The sequence below is a fragment of the Glutamicibacter sp. TV12E genome (assembly GCF_052441935.1).
Taxonomy (GTDB): domain Bacteria; phylum Actinomycetota; class Actinomycetes; order Actinomycetales; family Micrococcaceae; genus Glutamicibacter.
Map to the genome: position 1 here is coordinate 1,450,797 of NZ_JBQVVF010000001.1, position 15,321 is coordinate 1,466,117.

General features: G+C 61.9%; 16 protein-coding genes. 12 read left to right on the top strand and 4 right to left on the bottom strand.

The features are described 5' to 3' along the window. The first annotated feature begins 18 nt into the window (after positions 1–18). The 5 genes from ACT7DV_RS06780 to ACT7DV_RS06800 all read left to right on the top strand — a co-directional run bounded on the left by ACT7DV_RS06780 (position 19) and on the right by ACT7DV_RS06800 (position 2,040). Positions 19–195: a hypothetical protein gene (locus ACT7DV_RS06780; protein WP_098945523.1), complete on the top strand. Its 177-nt coding sequence runs from the start codon at positions 19–21 to the stop codon at positions 193–195. Positions 196–200: 5 nt separating this feature from the next. After that, entirely contained in the window at positions 201–572 is a 372-nt protein-coding gene (locus ACT7DV_RS06785) for an Asp23/Gls24 family envelope stress response protein (protein ID WP_444661473.1), read from the top strand. Further along, positions 569–1,120 carry a DUF6286 domain-containing protein gene (locus ACT7DV_RS06790; RefSeq protein WP_444661474.1) on the top strand — a complete coding sequence of 184 codons (552 nt, stop codon included), beginning with the start codon at positions 569–571 and terminating at the stop codon, positions 1,118–1,120. Before ACT7DV_RS06785 ends, ACT7DV_RS06790 begins: the two co-directional genes overlap by 4 nt. Position 1,121: 1 nt before the next feature. Next, complete coding sequence (locus ACT7DV_RS06795) at positions 1,122–1,706, top strand: hypothetical protein (RefSeq protein ID WP_444661475.1); 585 nt, start codon at positions 1,122–1,124, stop codon at positions 1,704–1,706. A 73-nt stretch (positions 1,707–1,779) separates the two neighbouring features. Further along, positions 1,780–2,040, top strand: a complete 261-nt coding sequence (locus ACT7DV_RS06800) for a GlsB/YeaQ/YmgE family stress response membrane protein (RefSeq protein WP_444661476.1) — start codon at positions 1,780–1,782, stop codon at positions 2,038–2,040. Between the two features lie 62 nt (positions 2,041–2,102). On the opposite strand, the gene ACT7DV_RS06805 is transcribed toward ACT7DV_RS06800, so the two are convergent. From ACT7DV_RS06805 to pdxA, 4 genes are all read right to left on the bottom strand, one after another. Then, complete coding sequence (locus ACT7DV_RS06805; protein WP_444661477.1) at positions 2,103–3,560, bottom strand: SLC13 family permease; 1,458 nt, start codon at positions 3,558–3,560, stop codon at positions 2,103–2,105. Between the two features lie 11 nt (positions 3,561–3,571). Next, complete coding sequence (locus ACT7DV_RS06810; RefSeq protein ID WP_444661478.1) at positions 3,572–4,684, bottom strand: PrpF domain-containing protein; 1,113 nt, start codon at positions 4,682–4,684, stop codon at positions 3,572–3,574. 455 nt (positions 4,685–5,139) lie between these two features. Further along, positions 5,140–5,907 carry a DeoR/GlpR family DNA-binding transcription regulator gene (locus tag ACT7DV_RS06815; RefSeq protein ID WP_444661479.1) on the bottom strand — a complete coding sequence of 256 codons (768 nt, stop codon included), beginning with the start codon at positions 5,905–5,907 and terminating at the stop codon, positions 5,140–5,142. Positions 5,908–5,973: 66 nt separating this feature from the next. Further along, entirely contained in the window at positions 5,974–8,217 is a 2,244-nt protein-coding gene (gene pdxA, locus ACT7DV_RS06820) for a 4-hydroxythreonine-4-phosphate dehydrogenase PdxA (RefSeq protein ID WP_444661480.1), read from the bottom strand. Between the two features lie 201 nt (positions 8,218–8,418). On the opposite strand from pdxA, the gene ACT7DV_RS06825 reads away from it, so the two are divergent. The 7 genes from ACT7DV_RS06825 to ACT7DV_RS06855 are packed head-to-tail and all read left to right on the top strand — an operon-like array spanning position 8,419 to position 15,301. Further along, positions 8,419–9,996 carry an ABC transporter substrate-binding protein gene (locus ACT7DV_RS06825; protein ID WP_444661481.1) on the top strand — a complete coding sequence of 526 codons (1,578 nt, stop codon included), beginning with the start codon at positions 8,419–8,421 and terminating at the stop codon, positions 9,994–9,996. 3 nt (positions 9,997–9,999) lie between these two features. Beyond that, the gene (locus tag ACT7DV_RS06830; protein WP_444661482.1) at positions 10,000–10,935 is read left to right on the top strand and encodes an ABC transporter permease; all 936 of its coding nucleotides are present in this window, start codon (positions 10,000–10,002) and stop codon (positions 10,933–10,935) included. Beyond that, the gene (locus ACT7DV_RS06835) at positions 10,932–11,858 is read left to right on the top strand and encodes an ABC transporter permease (RefSeq protein WP_444661483.1); all 927 of its coding nucleotides are present in this window, start codon (positions 10,932–10,934) and stop codon (positions 11,856–11,858) included. Before ACT7DV_RS06830 ends, ACT7DV_RS06835 begins: the two co-directional genes overlap by 4 nt. Continuing rightward, positions 11,858–12,697, top strand: a complete 840-nt coding sequence (locus tag ACT7DV_RS06840) for an ABC transporter ATP-binding protein (RefSeq protein WP_444661484.1) — start codon at positions 11,858–11,860, stop codon at positions 12,695–12,697. Before ACT7DV_RS06835 ends, ACT7DV_RS06840 begins: the two co-directional genes overlap by 1 nt. After that, positions 12,694–13,518: an ATP-binding cassette domain-containing protein gene (locus tag ACT7DV_RS06845; protein WP_444661485.1), complete on the top strand. Its 825-nt coding sequence runs from the start codon at positions 12,694–12,696 to the stop codon at positions 13,516–13,518. Before ACT7DV_RS06840 ends, ACT7DV_RS06845 begins: the two co-directional genes overlap by 4 nt. Before the next feature lie 33 nt (positions 13,519–13,551). After that, positions 13,552–14,508 (top strand): aldo/keto reductase, encoded by a 957-nt coding sequence (locus tag ACT7DV_RS06850; protein WP_444661486.1) that lies wholly within the window; start codon positions 13,552–13,554, stop codon positions 14,506–14,508. A gap of 22 nt (positions 14,509–14,530) precedes the next feature. Further along, positions 14,531–15,301, top strand: a complete 771-nt coding sequence (locus ACT7DV_RS06855) for an HpcH/HpaI aldolase family protein (protein ID WP_444661487.1) — start codon at positions 14,531–14,533, stop codon at positions 15,299–15,301. Positions 15,302–15,321 lie beyond the last annotated feature (20 nt).

Below are 15,321 nucleotides of genomic sequence, written 5' to 3' on the forward strand. Positions count from 1 at the left end.
GCAGCTAAGGAGCAGAACATGTTACACGTCAAGTGGGGGCTGGCTATTGGATGCCTGGCCGGGCTGCTGATTGCCTTCGGTTCATTCACCCAGTTTGTGGTGGTGGCGTTCTTCACCATCATCGGCGCGGGAGTGGGTTGGCTATTGCAGGACAGGGTTGATCTCGGCCAAGTGTTCAGCAAACGCCGGCGGTGAGGCAGATGGCAAAGCTGTCCTCGCACCGTGGAAGCACCACGGTGAACACGGGCGTCTATTCAAAAATTGCTGCCCAGGCGGCCTATAAAGTTCCGGTGGTCGGCTCGGCCGCTGGCGGGATCCTGGGACTGGGCAAGTACCGGGACTTTGATAGCCGGCCCAAGGCCAAAGTCGAGGTGCTCGGGAACATGGTGGTTATCGACCTGGATCTCGGCCTGAGCTATCCGAGCAATGTCCAGCAAGCCTGCGAAGACGTGAGAAATATGATCGCTGCGGATCTGCGCGCATACCTTGGCGTTGAACAGGTGCAAACCGATATCCGGGTGAGCTGGATGTCGGCACCGGATGAAGGAACCAGAAACAGGAGGCTGCGATGAACAGGTTCTGGCACGTTCGCAGTGCTCGCACTTTGACCCTGGCGATCAGCTTTGCCATCCTGTTGGCCGCAAGCATGATCCTGGCGCTGTCCTGCATCTTGCGTTTGGCCGACGGGCGTTGGCCCGGCATTGCCGAGCAGGGCGTTAATGCGCTGCGCGGCCTGCGCTTCAGCGACAACCTGGCAGTTATCGCCATGGCGGTCCTTGCGGTGCTCGGCCTGCTGCTGATGCTCAGCGCGCTGATTCCGGGGCGCCGGCAGAGCATCCTGCTCACCAGCGATGATCCTTCAGCTGGATCGGAACAAGCAATCTCATGCCGGGGAATATCGACCTTGGTGGGGCATGAAGTTGAGCGAACCGATTCGGTCACCTGGGCAAGGGTGAAAACCAGTCCGGCCCTGGTGCACGTGAGAGTGCAGACTCCGGCCCACTCGGTCCAGCGCGTGCAGGAAAACGCGCAGGCGCGGGTGCAGGGAGTGATCGATGGCTTGCCATTGCAACGCGCTCCCAAGATCAAGGTCTCGGTGCAACAGCGAGGTGGGAGCTGAAATGTTCAAAACGCATGTGGTGCGACAGCGAATCATCCTTGTGATCCTCGGTCTGGTGCTGTTGGCCGGCGGCGGTTGGGGCCTGGCCTCCGTCTGGCGGGGGCGTCTTTCAGGCAATGATTTTGGCCAGGGCGAGATTGGCAACAGCCTGCCGATCGATCAGCAGTACCTAGTGCCATTGGGATTGGCGATAGGGATTGCGGGCATGGTGCTGTCGCTGGCCGTGTTGATCACCGCCATTCCACGCCGCCCATCGGCACACAAATTCAGATATCAATCAGGAACGGAAGGGGTGAGCGAGATCGAAACTTCGGTTATAGCCAAGGCCGCAGAGACCGCTGCGCAGACGCAACCAGAAATCGTGGACGCGAATGTCCAGATTGGTGGAAACGCCACCGAACCTGTGCTCTATGCGCGGTTCACCTTGCGCGCCGATGCTCCGGCGAATCGCGGTATCGAGCTGGTCAATGACCGAGTGATACCGGATCTCGAAATGGTGCTGGGAGCGCCTTTCGCCAGCAAGCACGTTTCATTCAGCTTCCAGAAGCCGGAAAAGCAGGATTCCCAGAAGGCCGTGCTCATCTGAGCCGGCCCCGGGCATCAAGAAATAATCATCAGCGGCAGGCTGTTCGTGCCACAACATTGGGGAGTAGAAACAAATGGGAATTATTGGTTGGGTCATCCTTGGCCTCATTGCCGGTGCGATTGCCAAGGCCATCAAGCCGGGAAGGCAGGGCGGGGGCTGGCTGGCAACGCTCCTGCTGGGCGTAGCCGGTGCGCTGCTTGGCGGTTGGATCGGTTCGGCTATTTTCGGTGTCGGCATTAGCCAGTTCTGGTCATTGTCGACGTGGCTGCTGGCCATCGGAGGTTCCCTGATCGTGTTGATCGTGTGGGGACTGGCGACCGGCAAGCGAGGCTAGAGCTCAAGGATGTGGGCGGGATCCATTTCGGATCCCGCCCACAGCCTTGAGTTCTGGAACTTCTACATGATGCCGGTTGGCACCAGCAGCAACCAGGACAGTGCCGGTGCAATCAGCACTACGGCGCCTGCGTACATCATCAGCTGCTTGTAAGTGCGGGTGCGATCGCTTTCCTTCACGTTGGCCACGACCAGGGCGCCGGCGGTGGAGAACGGGGAGACATCAACCACGGTCGCCGAGATCGCGATGGCTGCCACTGTGCCCGAGGCGCTCAACGAGCTGACGGCCAGCAGCGGTCCGGCCAGCGGAATGAACGCGGCAAGCAATGCGGTGGATGAAGCGAAGGCCGATCCAATGCCGATCACATAGCACAGCACCAAAGCGATCAAGACCGGTGCGCCCAGAGCCAAAGCCATATGGGCCAGGGTGTCGATCACGCCAATGTGGGTCAGCAGCGAGACGTAGGTGATCATGCCGGCCACCAGCAAGACGGTGGACCAGGAGATGCCGGCGACGAACTTCTGCTGCTCCTTGATATTCAGCAAGGCCAGCAGCAAGCCTGCGCTCAAGGCGACAAAGCCGATGGGCAGGCGCAGGACCAATGCGCAGAAGAGCATGACGCCGATCAGCACCAGGGTGTAGATCTGCTGTCCTCGCGGACGGGTGGAGCGGATCTCTTCGACTTCCGCATAGCCTTCGCCCCCGGCGGTGCGCAGCTTGCCCATCAGGGCAAAGACGATCACAGTCAGGATCGACAGGATCAGGTTGATCGCAAAGCTGGCGGCAAACAGCGCGTTGGCCGATACCGGGAAGCCGTTTTCCATGGCGATGTCATGGACCAGGACGCCGGAGACCGACAGCGGGGAGAACCCGCCGGCGTGGGCGCCATTGATGATGAAGGCGCCCATCAGCAGCGGGTGGATGCGCGACTCGTAGGCAAAACCGATGGCTGCTGGTGCCAGCAAGGCGACGGCTGCAGGGGAGAAGGTGCCCAGCGAAGTCAGTGCCGCGGCGACCAGGAAGAAGACCCAGGGGAGCAGCATGGTCTTGCCGCGAACCATGCGCACGCAGTTGCGCACGATGATATCGATGGTGCCGTTGTGCTGCGCCATCGAGAAGAAGTAGGTGACGCCGATGATGGTCAGCACGATGCTGGCAGGGAAGTCCGCGAGGATCTCCTTGTCATCCATGCCCAGCATGAAGTAGCCGATGCCGAAGGAGGCGACCAGGCCCATCACGCCGATGTTGACCGGCCACTTGGTCGCGATGATGAACATCAAGACCAGCACGACCAGGGGGATGACCTGTTCGGTGCTCAGCGAGGCTCCGGTGCCCGAAGGCTCGGCGCTGGATAGCGCCGGCCCTGCCACTACGGCGATGAGCACCGCTATGAAGGCGAGCGCGGCAACGATGAGCAGGTTGCGCTTGGAGCGCCGGTTCTGGCGGCGCGGGTCCACCGTATCGACGTCGAGGTTTTCTTGTCCGGCTGGGGGTGCAGCTTTGAACCCTGTATTAGTCATGGTCGCTCTCCTCAGCGGCTGGCGCTTGCTAGGTCGGTCCCGGCAACGCTGCCGAGGGACTCCGGGAGGTGGATAGTGGAACTGGCGATGGAGCGGGCGGTGCGATCCACTCCGACGTACATGGAGCCCTCGCGTTCTTCGCTCCAGGTCTCGATCACTCCGGCGGGAGTGCGCAGGCGCAGCGTGGGGCGGGGAGCGCCACCGGTGATTTCGCCCAGCACCGTGCCCGGTGCCTGGGCACCGAGGGTGAGCGCGACGCTTCCGGTAATCGCCAGCGCCGGGTGGGGCTTGCCCATGGAAAGCATCATGACGCTCGCATCGCTGTCCTTATCCTGTGGCGCCGCGGCAATGGCGAGCTTGGGGATGGCCCGGGCGGCCTGCCCGGGGGTGGCGGCCAAACCCATGCGCACCGCGGCTTCGCGGCGCACCTGATCCAAAGCGGCGAGTTGCGGGTCGATGGCAGCCATCCATGAATCATAGTTGGCGGTGTCAAGGCCGAGTTCTTCCGCCCGCAATACGACGACCGGAGCTCCGGCATCCAGCAAGGATGCTGTCCATGCGCGGCCTGCGGCAACCAGGGTGTCCGAGGGATTCCCGGTGGGCAGGAAGCTGCCGGTGGTCTTGCCTGCCGGGTCGCGGAAGCCGAGCCCGACCTTGTAGCCGGCGCGTGCGACGCCTGGCATCTGGGCTTGGGGAACGATGGGTAGTGCTCCATTGGGCGTATCAACACGCTGGATGATGATCTGGCCGGTATTCGTATTGCGCGTGATGACCCGGGTGATGTCGCCGGAGGGCGTGATCCATCCCTGCTCGATGGCGTAGAGTCCGACAACTGCCGAGCAGTTGCCGCAGTTGCTTCCCCAATCGACGGTGGCTTCTTCGATGCCTACCTGGGCGAAGGTGAATTCCACGTCAATTTCGGCGTCTTCGGAACGGTGCAGGATGACTGCCTTGCTGGTGGTCGAGGTTGCTCCGCCGACGCCGTCGATCTGGCGCGAATCAGGGCTGCCGAATACTTTCGGCAGCAATTCATCGAGGTTGGCACCAGTTTCTTCCAGGTGCTCGGATTCGAAGACCCAGCACTTGCTGGTTCCTCCACGCATCCATTCAGCTTGTATGTTCATAGTCATTCCTGCATCTCGTCGTGCCGCGCGTTTCGCTCCCGGTCACTCGGTCCGGATCCATCGTCATCCGGCTATGGAAAAACCATAATCTGCATCACATTTGAAGTCTACGTACATAAGATGCAAGGCATTGTAGGAATACTTAATTTGCATTGATTTCAGGACTGTGGGCCAAGATTTTCAAAGCTTGGCTCCTTATAAAAAGGTAGGTGTCCAACATCAGAACCACTGATTTTAGAGATTGAACAAGATATTCAGTTCCTTGAAGTACTGCTTATGCCTTCTCGCTGTTACGGGCGAAAAGAATTTTGGGGCGACCTGCAGAGCGACGTGACGGACTGTGCCAGTAGAGCAAAATGCCGTTGCATCACGCGGCGCGCGATGCAACGGCAGGGCAAGCATAGGGTGCTGCAAATAGTAGGTTGCTTTGGGGGTGCGTTGCAGCTAGTGCGGGATCAGCCCGCGACGATGATCTCTACGTTGGCCTTCTTGAACGGCGCGAGCTGGCCCGTGCTGGCCTGCGCGTCCGTGATCAGCGTCCAGCCATCGGGCAATTTGGCCCACGCGTGGAAGGGGTGCTGATTGAGCTTGGAGCTGTCGGCCAGCACAAAAACTCGTTGTGCCCGCGAAGCCATTTTCTCCTTGAGGCGGGTCTGCACCAGGTCCGCTTCGCAGATGGCGTCAGGGGTGACCGCGTCGGCACCGAGGAAAACGGAATCAAAGCTCATCCGCTCCAGGCAGTATTCGGCCAGCGGCCCGACAAAGGCCGCGCTGCGGTGCCGCAAAGTTCCGCCAAGGCACTCCACATGCACCGACTCCGCCTCGGCTAGTTCCTCCACCACCACCAGAGAGGTGGTGGCTACGGTGAGGTCGCTGGCATCACGCAGTTCATGAGCCAAAGATGCGACTGTTGATCCCGAGTCAAGCAGGATGGTTTGCCCCTCGGCCACCAGCGAGCGCGCCTTGCGCCCGATGGCGTTTTTGGCGGCGGCGTTCTCCATGTTCCGCTGGCGGAACGTGGACTCGATCACCGGGGCGGTCAAGGGCATCGCGCCTCCGTAGGTGCGCGCGATCTTCCCTTCGCCGGTCAGCCGCGAGAGGTCGCGCCGGATCGTGGAAGCAGTGACACCGAAGCGTTCGGAAAGTTCCTCGACACTGGCCAGGCCGCTGGTATTGGCCAGTTCGAGGATTTGCCCTTGGCGCACCTTGGCACTGGTTGACATGGGACCCTTCCCCTCCTGAGTCGGTGAATCTACTACGCCGAGTGTATCGGCATTGCTCCGGTTCGCTTACTTGACCGGGACCGATGCCAAGTTCACCGATTGCGCCAGTGCCTCGATCATGCTTCCCACCTCCACAATTCCCTTGCCTGCGATATCAAATGCGGTGCCGTGGTCCACTGAGGTGCGGATGACTGGCAGACCCACGGTGATGTTCACGCCGGCTTCAATGCCGAGAACCTTCACAGGGCCGTGGCCCTGGTCGTGGTACATGGCGACTATGAGGTCGTAATCGCCCCGGCCTGCCAGGAAGAAGGCGGTATCGGCGGGCAGCGGGCCAATGGCGTTGACCCCGTCGGCCTGCAGCTTCTCAAGTGCGGGGGTGATCTTTTCTTCCTCTTCGCCGTAGCCGAACAGGCCATTCTCGCCGGCGTGCGGATTGATGGCGCAGACGCCGATCTTGGGATTCGGATTGCCGGCGCGGACCAAGGCTTCATGTCCGCGGCGGACAGTGCGCTCGACCAGACCGGGTTCGATTTTCTTGATCGCATCGATCAGGCCGATATGCGTGGTCACGTGGATGACCTTGACCTTGGGAGTGGAAAGCATCATCGATACCTCCTCGACGCCCATGAAGTGGGCGAGCAATTCGGTGTGCCCGGGATAGATATGGCCGGCTTCATGCAGTGCCGCCTTGTTCAGTGGAGCAGTGCAGATGCCGTGGACTTCGCCGCGCATGGCCAGCTCGCAGGCGATGCGGATGTAGTGGTAGGCGGCATTGCCGGCTTCGCTGGAAATCTTGCCCCATTCGAGGTCCTCAGACAGCAGGTGGGGGTCGATGACATTGATGCGTCCGGGGGCAAACTGGGCTTGCGCGACTTCGGAGATCTCCACGATCTCGGCCTTCAGGCCCAGGGCGGCGGCACCGAGCGAAAGCCGGTGGCAGTCGCCAATGACGATGGGGCGGCTGATCTTGTAGGCATTAGCATCCAGCAGGGCTCCGACGGTGACTTCGGGGCCGACGCCTGAACCGTCACCCATGGTGACGGCGATAAGAGGGCGGGTGTCCAGGGTGGTTGTGCTCATGGATTCTGGCTCCTGTGATAGAGGGGCGCGTAGCTCGCGCAGGGTGGTTAATGCTGTAGTGAGGATGCTGGGGCTGCCGAAGGAGCCGGGTTTGGTTCCAATCAGCCGTCCATCGGGGGCCTGGCAAATGACAACTCCGGGCTCCAGTTGTTTCAGCGGAGCCAGGGAGGTGACGCCGAGGTCATCGAGGACGGCTCGGGCAGTTTCTCCTCCCGTGAGGAAAAGGTCCGCCCCGGGGTGCTTGGCCAGGAAACCTGTTGCCTGTTTCCTCAGCTGCCGGAGCACCGCGGTTGGATCGGTCCCGCTGCGCGTTGCGCGCAGAATCACCGGGGCTCCCGGCGTGGGCGAAGGCAATTCATTGATGGTTTCGCTGCAGGGAATTCCGGCCTTCCGGGCAAGTTCTAGCTGCTGCCCGGAGGGGCTGGAGGCGGAACCGATGACGCCGAGGATGCAGCGCGCTGGCCCGCCCGGCGGGGCAGGAGCTTGCAGGGTCATGCCCTGGGGTGGTGCCGAGCGCCGGGACAAGGTGCTGACCAGCTGCGTGTTCAACGCGCCGGTGCCCACCAGGATACTGCGCTGGAATTGCTGCGGATTGGTGGTGCGCAAGGTGAGCCAGGCATCGGCAATGCCCAGCAGGTCGTCCTCGGTCGCGCAGTCCACGATGAGCGCTGACGCGGAATTCGCCGCGGCGGCCAGCTGGTCTTGGAGCGGTTTCCCGTCGGACAAGCTCGCTGTAGCTGTGTCGAGGTCGCCGAGAAGCTCCGTGACGGTTTCTGGGGCCTTCGCGGCTTCTACTTGCCAGGCATCCGTGGATGACAAGGGCCGGCCGGCAACCAGCGGTCGGCCATTTTTGACACTTCGTTCCATATGGGGCAGCGCGCCAGCAATAATGAGCCGGTAGCCGGCATCGGTCAGGGCGCCGAGCTCCGCATTGAGATTGCCGCGCCACAGCGAATCGATCTTCTTGAAGATCATGGTGCCTTGCGGCAGCCCCTGGACCAGCTTCTGGATGCGCCGGTGGGCGTCTGCCGGTTCCAGGTACCTGCTATCGGTGTCCATAACGGTGACGCGGCTTGCGCCGCTTGGAGATCCTGGGGCGGAGCCGAGGGAAATCCGAGTCGGAAATCCATGATCGCTCCACGGCAAAGATACTTCGCAGGAGCCGGAAAAATCGTCGGCGAGAATCAGGAATTCCTGGTGCTTCTTGGCCATTTGAGTGCTTGTCACCTCCTTGAATGCAGTTCCGGGTAGCTCCGGAGATCCGCGTGCTTCTGGAGCCATCATGGCACAGTTGCGCGAAATGCGCTATGCCTATTGCGCATTTCGCGCAATCGTGACAAAGTGACATTGCGATACACATCACAGCGAGTGGACGGCCCTTCAAACAATGGGGCAAAGCGCTCCAGAACATCGATTGGGAGGTCGAAGATGACCGCACGATTCTCAGCCCCTGGGGTGTCGCGGCGCCAGCTGTTGAAGCTGGCCGGAGCCGCTGGGCTCTTTGCGGCAGTGGGGATGAGCGCCACCGCGTGCGCAGGACCCACCGGATTGCCGGGAAAGGACACGCTGACCCTGGCTCTGAACCGTTCCCTGGTTTCACTGGATAACAAGCTGAACCAGTTCGATGCGGCCGTCACCGTGCAGCGTTCGGTCCGCGAGGGCCTGACCGCCATCGGCCCGGATATTGCCCCGATTCCGATGCTCGCCGAATCCATGGTGATGGCATCCCCGACTCGTTGGACCGTCAAGCTCCGCGAAGGGATCACCTACTCGGACGGGCGCCCGGTCAAGCCGCAGGATGTGGCCACCGCCCTGGAAATGTACGCCAAGGTGCAAGGCTCCTTCGTCGCCAGCTTCTTCCCCGAATTCCCCACAGTGACCGAAGTGGATGAGCGGACGTTCCATTTGGACTCCAAGGGGCCCATCCCGATCCTGGATGCGCTCATGGCGCTCATCCTGATTTCTCCTGCCGAGGATAACAAGGCAGAAGAGCTACAGACCGGTGTGGGCACCGGGCCCTACGTTGTCCAGTCCTATGACCGCGGCGCCGGGACCTACACGCTGGTGCGCAATGAGAAGTACTGGGGCGAACCGGCACCAATCCGGCAGGTCAACGTCCGCTTCCTGCCCGAAGAATCCTCCCGCGTGATCGCCTTGCGCAGTGGCGAAGTAGATGTCATCGATTCCATCTCGCCCAATTCCATGGAACAGCTCCAGGGCCTGCCCGGCGTCACCATCGACACGGCCTCCTCGCTGCGCTTGAACCAGATCTTCTACAACTTCCGCAAGCCGAAGTCCCATCCGCTCGCCGATCCCAAAGTCCGCCAGGCCCTGTCCTTCGCCATCGACGGCAAGGCCCTGGTGCACGATGTCCTGATCGACACTGTGGAACAAGCGCAGGGCGTGACCCCGACAAGCCTGTCCGGATATGCCAAGACCGGTGATTATGTGTATGACCCGGGTAAAGCCAAGTCGCTGCTCTCGGATCTCGGAGCGGAGAATCTGAAGCTCAAGATCATCTGGGAGACCGGCGAATTCCCCTCGGATACCGCCATCATGGAGGCTCTGGTGCAGATGATGGGGGATATCGGAGTGAAAACCGAGCTCCAGCAGTTTGAACCCGGCGGCAATATCCTGCAGTGGCGCCAAGGCAAGGAAGGCGACTGGGACCTGCTCGGCAACGGTTTCTCCAGCCCCACAGGTCTGGCCATCACGATGCTGCAGGGCATGTACGCCGGCACCGCGGAAAAGGAAAAGACCCGCGACACCTACCAGGGCTACGTCAACAGCGATGTCGAACGCAAAATCGCCCGCGCGGCCTCTGAAGTCGATGAAGCCAAGCGCACCGCATACCTCAAGGTCGCCCAGCAAGCAGTCTGGGACTCGTGGCCCTGTGCCTGGGCCTTTACCCCCAAATCAATTCTTGCCCGCCGCAACCGCGTGCAAAACCTGGAACTATCCGCCGCCAACGCCTACCCGCTGGCCCGTGTGGGATTGGAGAGCTAAGCCATGCTGACCTATCTTCCCAAGCGCATCGGACAGGGACTGCTCACGGTATTCCTTACCGTATCCGTCGTCTTCCTGCTCATCCGCATGGCACCGGGCGACCCGGCTGCCTCGTTTGCCGGGCCCCTGGCCACCAGCGAACAGCTGGCCGCTGTCCGCGAGCAATTCGGCCTCGACAAGCCGCTCTTGCAGCAGTACGTGATCTTCATCGGGCAGCTCTTCACCGGGCACCTCGGCCAGTCATACTCCTTCCAGGCACCGGCCGTGCAGGTAGTCATGGACCGACTGCCCTATACCCTGACCCTGGCTACCAGCTCCATTCTGCTGGCCGCACTGGTCGCCATCCCGCTGGGAATGTGGATGGCCCGCCGTTCCGACACCGACGCCGAACTGGGCGTGAACGTTGTGACCATCGCCGGGCAGTCCATGCCCGACTTCTGGACCGGCATCATGCTGCTGACTGGATTCTCGGTGCTCATCCCGCTGTTCCCGGCGTCCGGCTTCACGACCTGGGGTGGCCTGGTACTGCCCACCATCACGGTTGCGATTTTGCAGATCGCCCTGGTTTCACGCATGGTCAAGCGCGAGATGGTCACAAATTTCAACGCCCCCTACCTCACCATCGCCCGATCCCGCGGTGTGAGCGAGCGCGTACTGACCTGGCGCTACGCACTGGGCAATGCCGGAATCCCCGTCTTCACCGCACTGGGTACCCGCTTCGCGGCCATGCTCAACGGCGTGGTGGTAGTCGAAGTCGTCTTCGGCTGGCCCGGCGTGGGTTCGCTGATCGTCCGGGCCCTGGAAACCCGAGATTACCCCCTGATCCAGGCCACTGTGCTGATCACCGCCCTGCTGGCCGTCGCTGTCCAGCTGCTGATCGACCTGGCCTACCCACTGTTGGACCCACGGGTCCGCCTCGGAAAGGCAGCGTCGGCATGAGCGCAACAATCCAAAACCCCACGCATACCCCGCAGCCGGCAGCCCGGTCGGCCGTCACCAAGGAGATGCTGAAGAAGTCGGCAGCCGCCCGGCGGGCCCGTTCGACCCGCATCAAGCTATGGCTCGGGACCATCCTCACCTTGCTGGTCGTCCTGCCGATCGCCCTGGCGAACTTCCTGCCCATCGCCGACCCGAATATGCAGGATCTGGGTGCGCGGCGCCTGGCTCCCCTGGTGGACGGACACCTCTTCGGCACCGACCAGCTGGGACGCGATCTGCTCTCCCGCGTCCTGTTCGGCGGCCAGACTTCGCTGATGATCGGTGTGCTGGCGGTCGTCGTATCGGGCGCCGTGGGCGTGGTCCTTGGATCCATCGCCGGGTTCTACGGCAAGTGGGCCGACGTGATCATCTCCCGGGTCCTTGAAGCCCAGTTGTCTTTGCCCCTGCTGATGATGCTGCTGTTGGTGGTGGCCCTCTTCGGCCCATCGATTCCAGTGATCACCGGTGTGATCGCCATTGCGCAGTGGCCTGAAGTTGCCCGGCTGACCCGGTCCCTCGTCCTGGTCGAGCGCGAGAAGCCGTATGTTGATGCCGCCAAGACCCTGGGTCTTCGCAAACTGGAAATCCTCGCCAAGCACGTGATCCCCAATGTCTTCAAGCAGGCCAGCCTGGTCATCCTGCTGCTGCTGGCGCAGGCAGTGCTGCTGGAGAGTGCCTTGTCCTTCCTCGGCGCCGGGCCGCAGCGCCCCTTCTCCACCTGGGGCCGGCTGATCTCTGATGGCCAGGACTACATCACCACCTCATGGTGGATGGTGACACTGCCAGGCCTGTTCATCGTCGTCCTGGTGGTCGGGGTCAACCTGCTGGGCGATGCCCTGCGCGATGGAAACCTCCGCCGCACTTCCAAGAAAGAAGGCCAGTGATGAGTGAGCAAAACACCGCAGTACTGGAAGCCAGCAACTTCAGTGTTGAACTGATGACCGACAATGGCGTATTCAAAGCGGTAGACAACGTCAGCTTCCGCATCGGCCATGGCGAAACCGTCACCATCATTGGCGAATCCGGTTCCGGCAAATCCACTACCGCGATGGGACTGCTTCAGCTGCTGCCCCGAGGCTTGGCAGCACTGTCCGGCCAGGTAAGCATCAAGGGCGAAGATGTGCTGGCCAATCCAAAAGCCATCGCCAAGTTCCGCGGGCGAGGCTTGGCCCTGATTCCGCAGGATCCCATGACGGCGCTGAATCCGGTAGCTACCATCGGTGCGCAATTGCGCGAAGCGATCAAGGTCGCCGGACGGATCACGGGAAAGCACGAGCTTCAGGAGAAAGCCGTTGAACTGCTCGAGCAGGTACGCATCCCATTGGTTGAAGAGCAGCTGAAGAAGTTCCCGCACCAGCTCTCGGGCGGCATGCTGCAGCGAGTGCTCATCGCTATCGCGCTAGCCAGCGAACCCGAGCTGTTGGTGGCTGATGAACCGACCAGCGCGTTAGACGTCACCGTGCAGGCCGGCATCCTCGACTTGCTGTTGGAACTGCAGCAACGACGCGGGATTTCAATCTTGATGATTACGCACGATATTGGTGTGGCACGGCTAGTTTCCGACACAATCCATGTGATGAAGTCGGGGAAGTTTGTCGAGTCCGGCCCGGCGGCGCAAATTGTCGATGCGCCAGTGCAGGAGTACACCCGCAAGCTGCTTGCCGCAGTGCCCCGGCTGGGAACCTGGGATGAAACAACGATGGAAGCAGAGGGAGCATCATGAACCAGCCAGCACCGTTCCTCTCGGTGAAGAATCTCAGCATCGAATACAGCACGCGCAATGGAATCTTCCGGGCGGTCGACGATGTCTCCTTTGACCTTGAACGCGGCACTACCTTGGCCGTGGTCGGCGAATCAGGATGCGGCAAGTCGACCATCGCAAAATCCATCATGCGCCTGCTCAAGCCCGCCAAGGGGCAGATCCTGCTGGACGGAACCGACCTGGTACCGCTGAACGAAAAGCAGCTGCGCCCGTTGCGGCGCAAATTCCAGATGGTCTTCCAGGATCCCTACGGCTCGCTTGACCCGAGCCAGAGCGCGGAACAAATCATCACCGAACCGTTGAAGATCCAGAAAACCGGGACCCCTGCAGCACGCCGCAAGGAAGCCCTGCGCTTGCTGGACCGGGTGGGCTTGCCCGAAGGGGCGTTGCATAAGCGGGCGAATGAATTTTCTGGCGGACAGCGCCAGCGCATCGGCATTGCCCGGGCTTTGGCCTCCAAGCCAGAACTCCTGGTCTGTGACGAGGCCACCAGCGCACTGGACGTCTCGGTGCAGGCGCAGGTGCTCAATCTGCTGGCCGAGATCCAGGAAGACACCGGTATTTCCTACGTGTTCATCTCGCACAACCTGGGCGTGGTGCAGGAAATCAGCCAGCAGGTCATGGTGATGCAGAAGGGAAAGCTCGTCGAACTGGGCAGCACCGAACAGGTGCTCACCTCGCCGGCAGAGCAATACACCCGCAAGCTGCGCCGTGCAGCACTTGACCCGAGCCACATGGAAGGCGTGAAGCCACGCCACATCCTGGCTGGGCTCACCAGCTAAAACAGCAAGATAACTATCAAGGAAGCAAAGACGATGGCTAACAACACCCCGGCGGCCCTGGTTCTCGGAACCATGACCTTCGCAGACACCGCGGACGCCCAGGCCAGCGAGCAAATGCTCAATACGGCACTGGAAGCAGGAATCACGCACATTGATACCGCCAACGCCTACGTCGGAGGAGCCACCGAAGAACTGCTGGCCACCTTGCTGGAAGGCAAGCGCGACTCGGTATTCCTGGCCTCCAAGGCGGGCATGCCCCACGCCGATGCCGGAAAAGATTCTCCGCTGTCCCCGGCGGCGTTGCGCCGAAGCGTCGAGTCCTCCTTGCGGCGCTTGAACACCGACCGGCTGGACCTGTTCTACCTGCACCAGCCTGATTACGCCACCTCGCTGGAGGCTACCCTGGGCGAAGTCGCGAAGCTTTACCAGGAAGGCAAGATCCTGTCCCTGGGAGTCTCCAACTTTGCCGCCTGGCAGATTGCGCAGGCCAGCCATGTGGCCGAGTCAGTTGGAGCACCGCAACCGGTGGTGGCCCAGCAGCTGTACAACCTGGTAGCGCGGCGCATTGAAACCGAGTACCTGCCTTTCGCCCAAGCCAGCGGGGTGCAGACCATGGTCTACAACCCGCTTGGCGGCGGACTGCTCACCGGGCGCCATAGCTTCGCTCAGCAGCCGCAGGAAGGGCGCTTCGGCAGCTCCCGCTTGGCCAGCATGTACACCGAGCGCTACTGGGACGAAGACCTCTTCAAGGGCATTGAAGCGCTCAGTGCGCTGGCCAAGGACGCTGGCATCAGCCTGATCGAACTGTCCCTGCGCTGGCTGGCCTACCACCAGGGCGTTGACTCGTTGCTGCTGGGCGGATCCAATGCAAGCCAGCTGAAATCCAATATTGCCGCCATCGCCAACGGGCCTTTGGACCAGGCGCTGGCTGAAGCCGCCGCTGCGGCCACGGCCTCATTGCACGGCCCCATGCCTGCCTACAACCGCTAATCACGAAAGAGATACCAACACCATGACTTCAGCAGTTGCCACCGAATTCGCCCGCAAAATCCGAGACCGCGAGCCGGCTGTCGGGTACTGGGTGGTGCTCGATTCGCCGGTCTCCACCGAGCGCATCGCACGCCTGGGCTATGACTATGTCGCCCTCGATGCGCAGCACGGGCTGATCGGCTACAACGGCATGCTCACCGGGCTGATGGCCATCGATGCCTCCGGCCAGGCCGCCGGAGTGGTCCGCGTGGAAGCCAACAGCGCCACCGCCATCGGCAAGGCACTGGATGCGGGCGCGGTGGCTGTCATCGTGCCACTGGTCAATGACGCGCAAGACGCCGCCAACGCGGTGAAGGCTGCCAAGTACCCGCCCCACGGCATCCGCTCCTACGGTCCGATGCGTTCTGCCCTGCGCGTGGGCCCGGTACCCGCGGAATCTGATGCCACCACCATGGTCTTCGCCATGATCGAGACCCCCGGCGGACTGGAAAACGTGGAAGAAATCGCCGCCGTGGAAGGCCTGGACGGACTGTACGTCGGGCCAAGCGACCTGGCCTTGGCCATCGGCGCCGCGTTCCCCGGGGATCCGGCGATCAAGGAGGAATTCGAAGCTGCGCTCAAGCGGGTCAGCGCGGCCGCGCAGGAAGCCGGCATTGCCGCCGGAATCCACAATGCCAACGGCGAGCTGGCCCAGCAGCGCCTGGGCGAAGGCTATACCTTCGCCACGGTGGCCTCGGACCTGACCCACCTGGAAGCCGCCGCGGCAGCCCACCTGCAACAGGCCCGCTCCTAGCCAATCCCCAGACCCCAAGG

What these genes read in the sequence shown, in the direction of transcription:
- ACT7DV_RS06780 (WP_098945523.1), top strand. Translation starts at nt 19, where the DNA reads ATGTTACACGTCAAGTGGGGGCTGGCTATTGGATGCCTGGCCGGGCTG.
- ACT7DV_RS06785 (WP_444661473.1), top strand. Translation starts at nt 201, where the DNA reads ATGGCAAAGCTGTCCTCGCACCGTGGAAGCACCACGGTGAACACGGGC.
- ACT7DV_RS06790 (WP_444661474.1), top strand. Translation starts at nt 569, where the DNA reads ATGAACAGGTTCTGGCACGTTCGCAGTGCTCGCACTTTGACCCTGGCG.
- ACT7DV_RS06795 (WP_444661475.1), top strand. Translation starts at nt 1,122, where the DNA reads ATGTTCAAAACGCATGTGGTGCGACAGCGAATCATCCTTGTGATCCTC.
- ACT7DV_RS06800 (WP_444661476.1), top strand. Translation starts at nt 1,780, where the DNA reads ATGGGAATTATTGGTTGGGTCATCCTTGGCCTCATTGCCGGTGCGATT.
- ACT7DV_RS06805 (WP_444661477.1), bottom strand. Translation starts at nt 3,560, where the DNA reads ATGACTAATACAGGGTTCAAAGCTGCACCCCCAGCCGGACAAGAAAAC.
- ACT7DV_RS06810 (WP_444661478.1), bottom strand. Translation starts at nt 4,684, where the DNA reads ATGAACATACAAGCTGAATGGATGCGTGGAGGAACCAGCAAGTGCTGG.
- ACT7DV_RS06815 (WP_444661479.1), bottom strand. Translation starts at nt 5,907, where the DNA reads ATGTCAACCAGTGCCAAGGTGCGCCAAGGGCAAATCCTCGAACTGGCC.
- ACT7DV_RS06825 (WP_444661481.1), top strand. Translation starts at nt 8,419, where the DNA reads ATGACCGCACGATTCTCAGCCCCTGGGGTGTCGCGGCGCCAGCTGTTG.
- ACT7DV_RS06830 (WP_444661482.1), top strand. Translation starts at nt 10,000, where the DNA reads ATGCTGACCTATCTTCCCAAGCGCATCGGACAGGGACTGCTCACGGTA.
- ACT7DV_RS06835 (WP_444661483.1), top strand. Translation starts at nt 10,932, where the DNA reads ATGAGCGCAACAATCCAAAACCCCACGCATACCCCGCAGCCGGCAGCC.
- ACT7DV_RS06840 (WP_444661484.1), top strand. Translation starts at nt 11,858, where the DNA reads ATGAGTGAGCAAAACACCGCAGTACTGGAAGCCAGCAACTTCAGTGTT.
- ACT7DV_RS06845 (WP_444661485.1), top strand. Translation starts at nt 12,694, where the DNA reads ATGAACCAGCCAGCACCGTTCCTCTCGGTGAAGAATCTCAGCATCGAA.
- ACT7DV_RS06850 (WP_444661486.1), top strand. Translation starts at nt 13,552, where the DNA reads ATGGCTAACAACACCCCGGCGGCCCTGGTTCTCGGAACCATGACCTTC.
- ACT7DV_RS06855 (WP_444661487.1), top strand. Translation starts at nt 14,531, where the DNA reads ATGACTTCAGCAGTTGCCACCGAATTCGCCCGCAAAATCCGAGACCGC.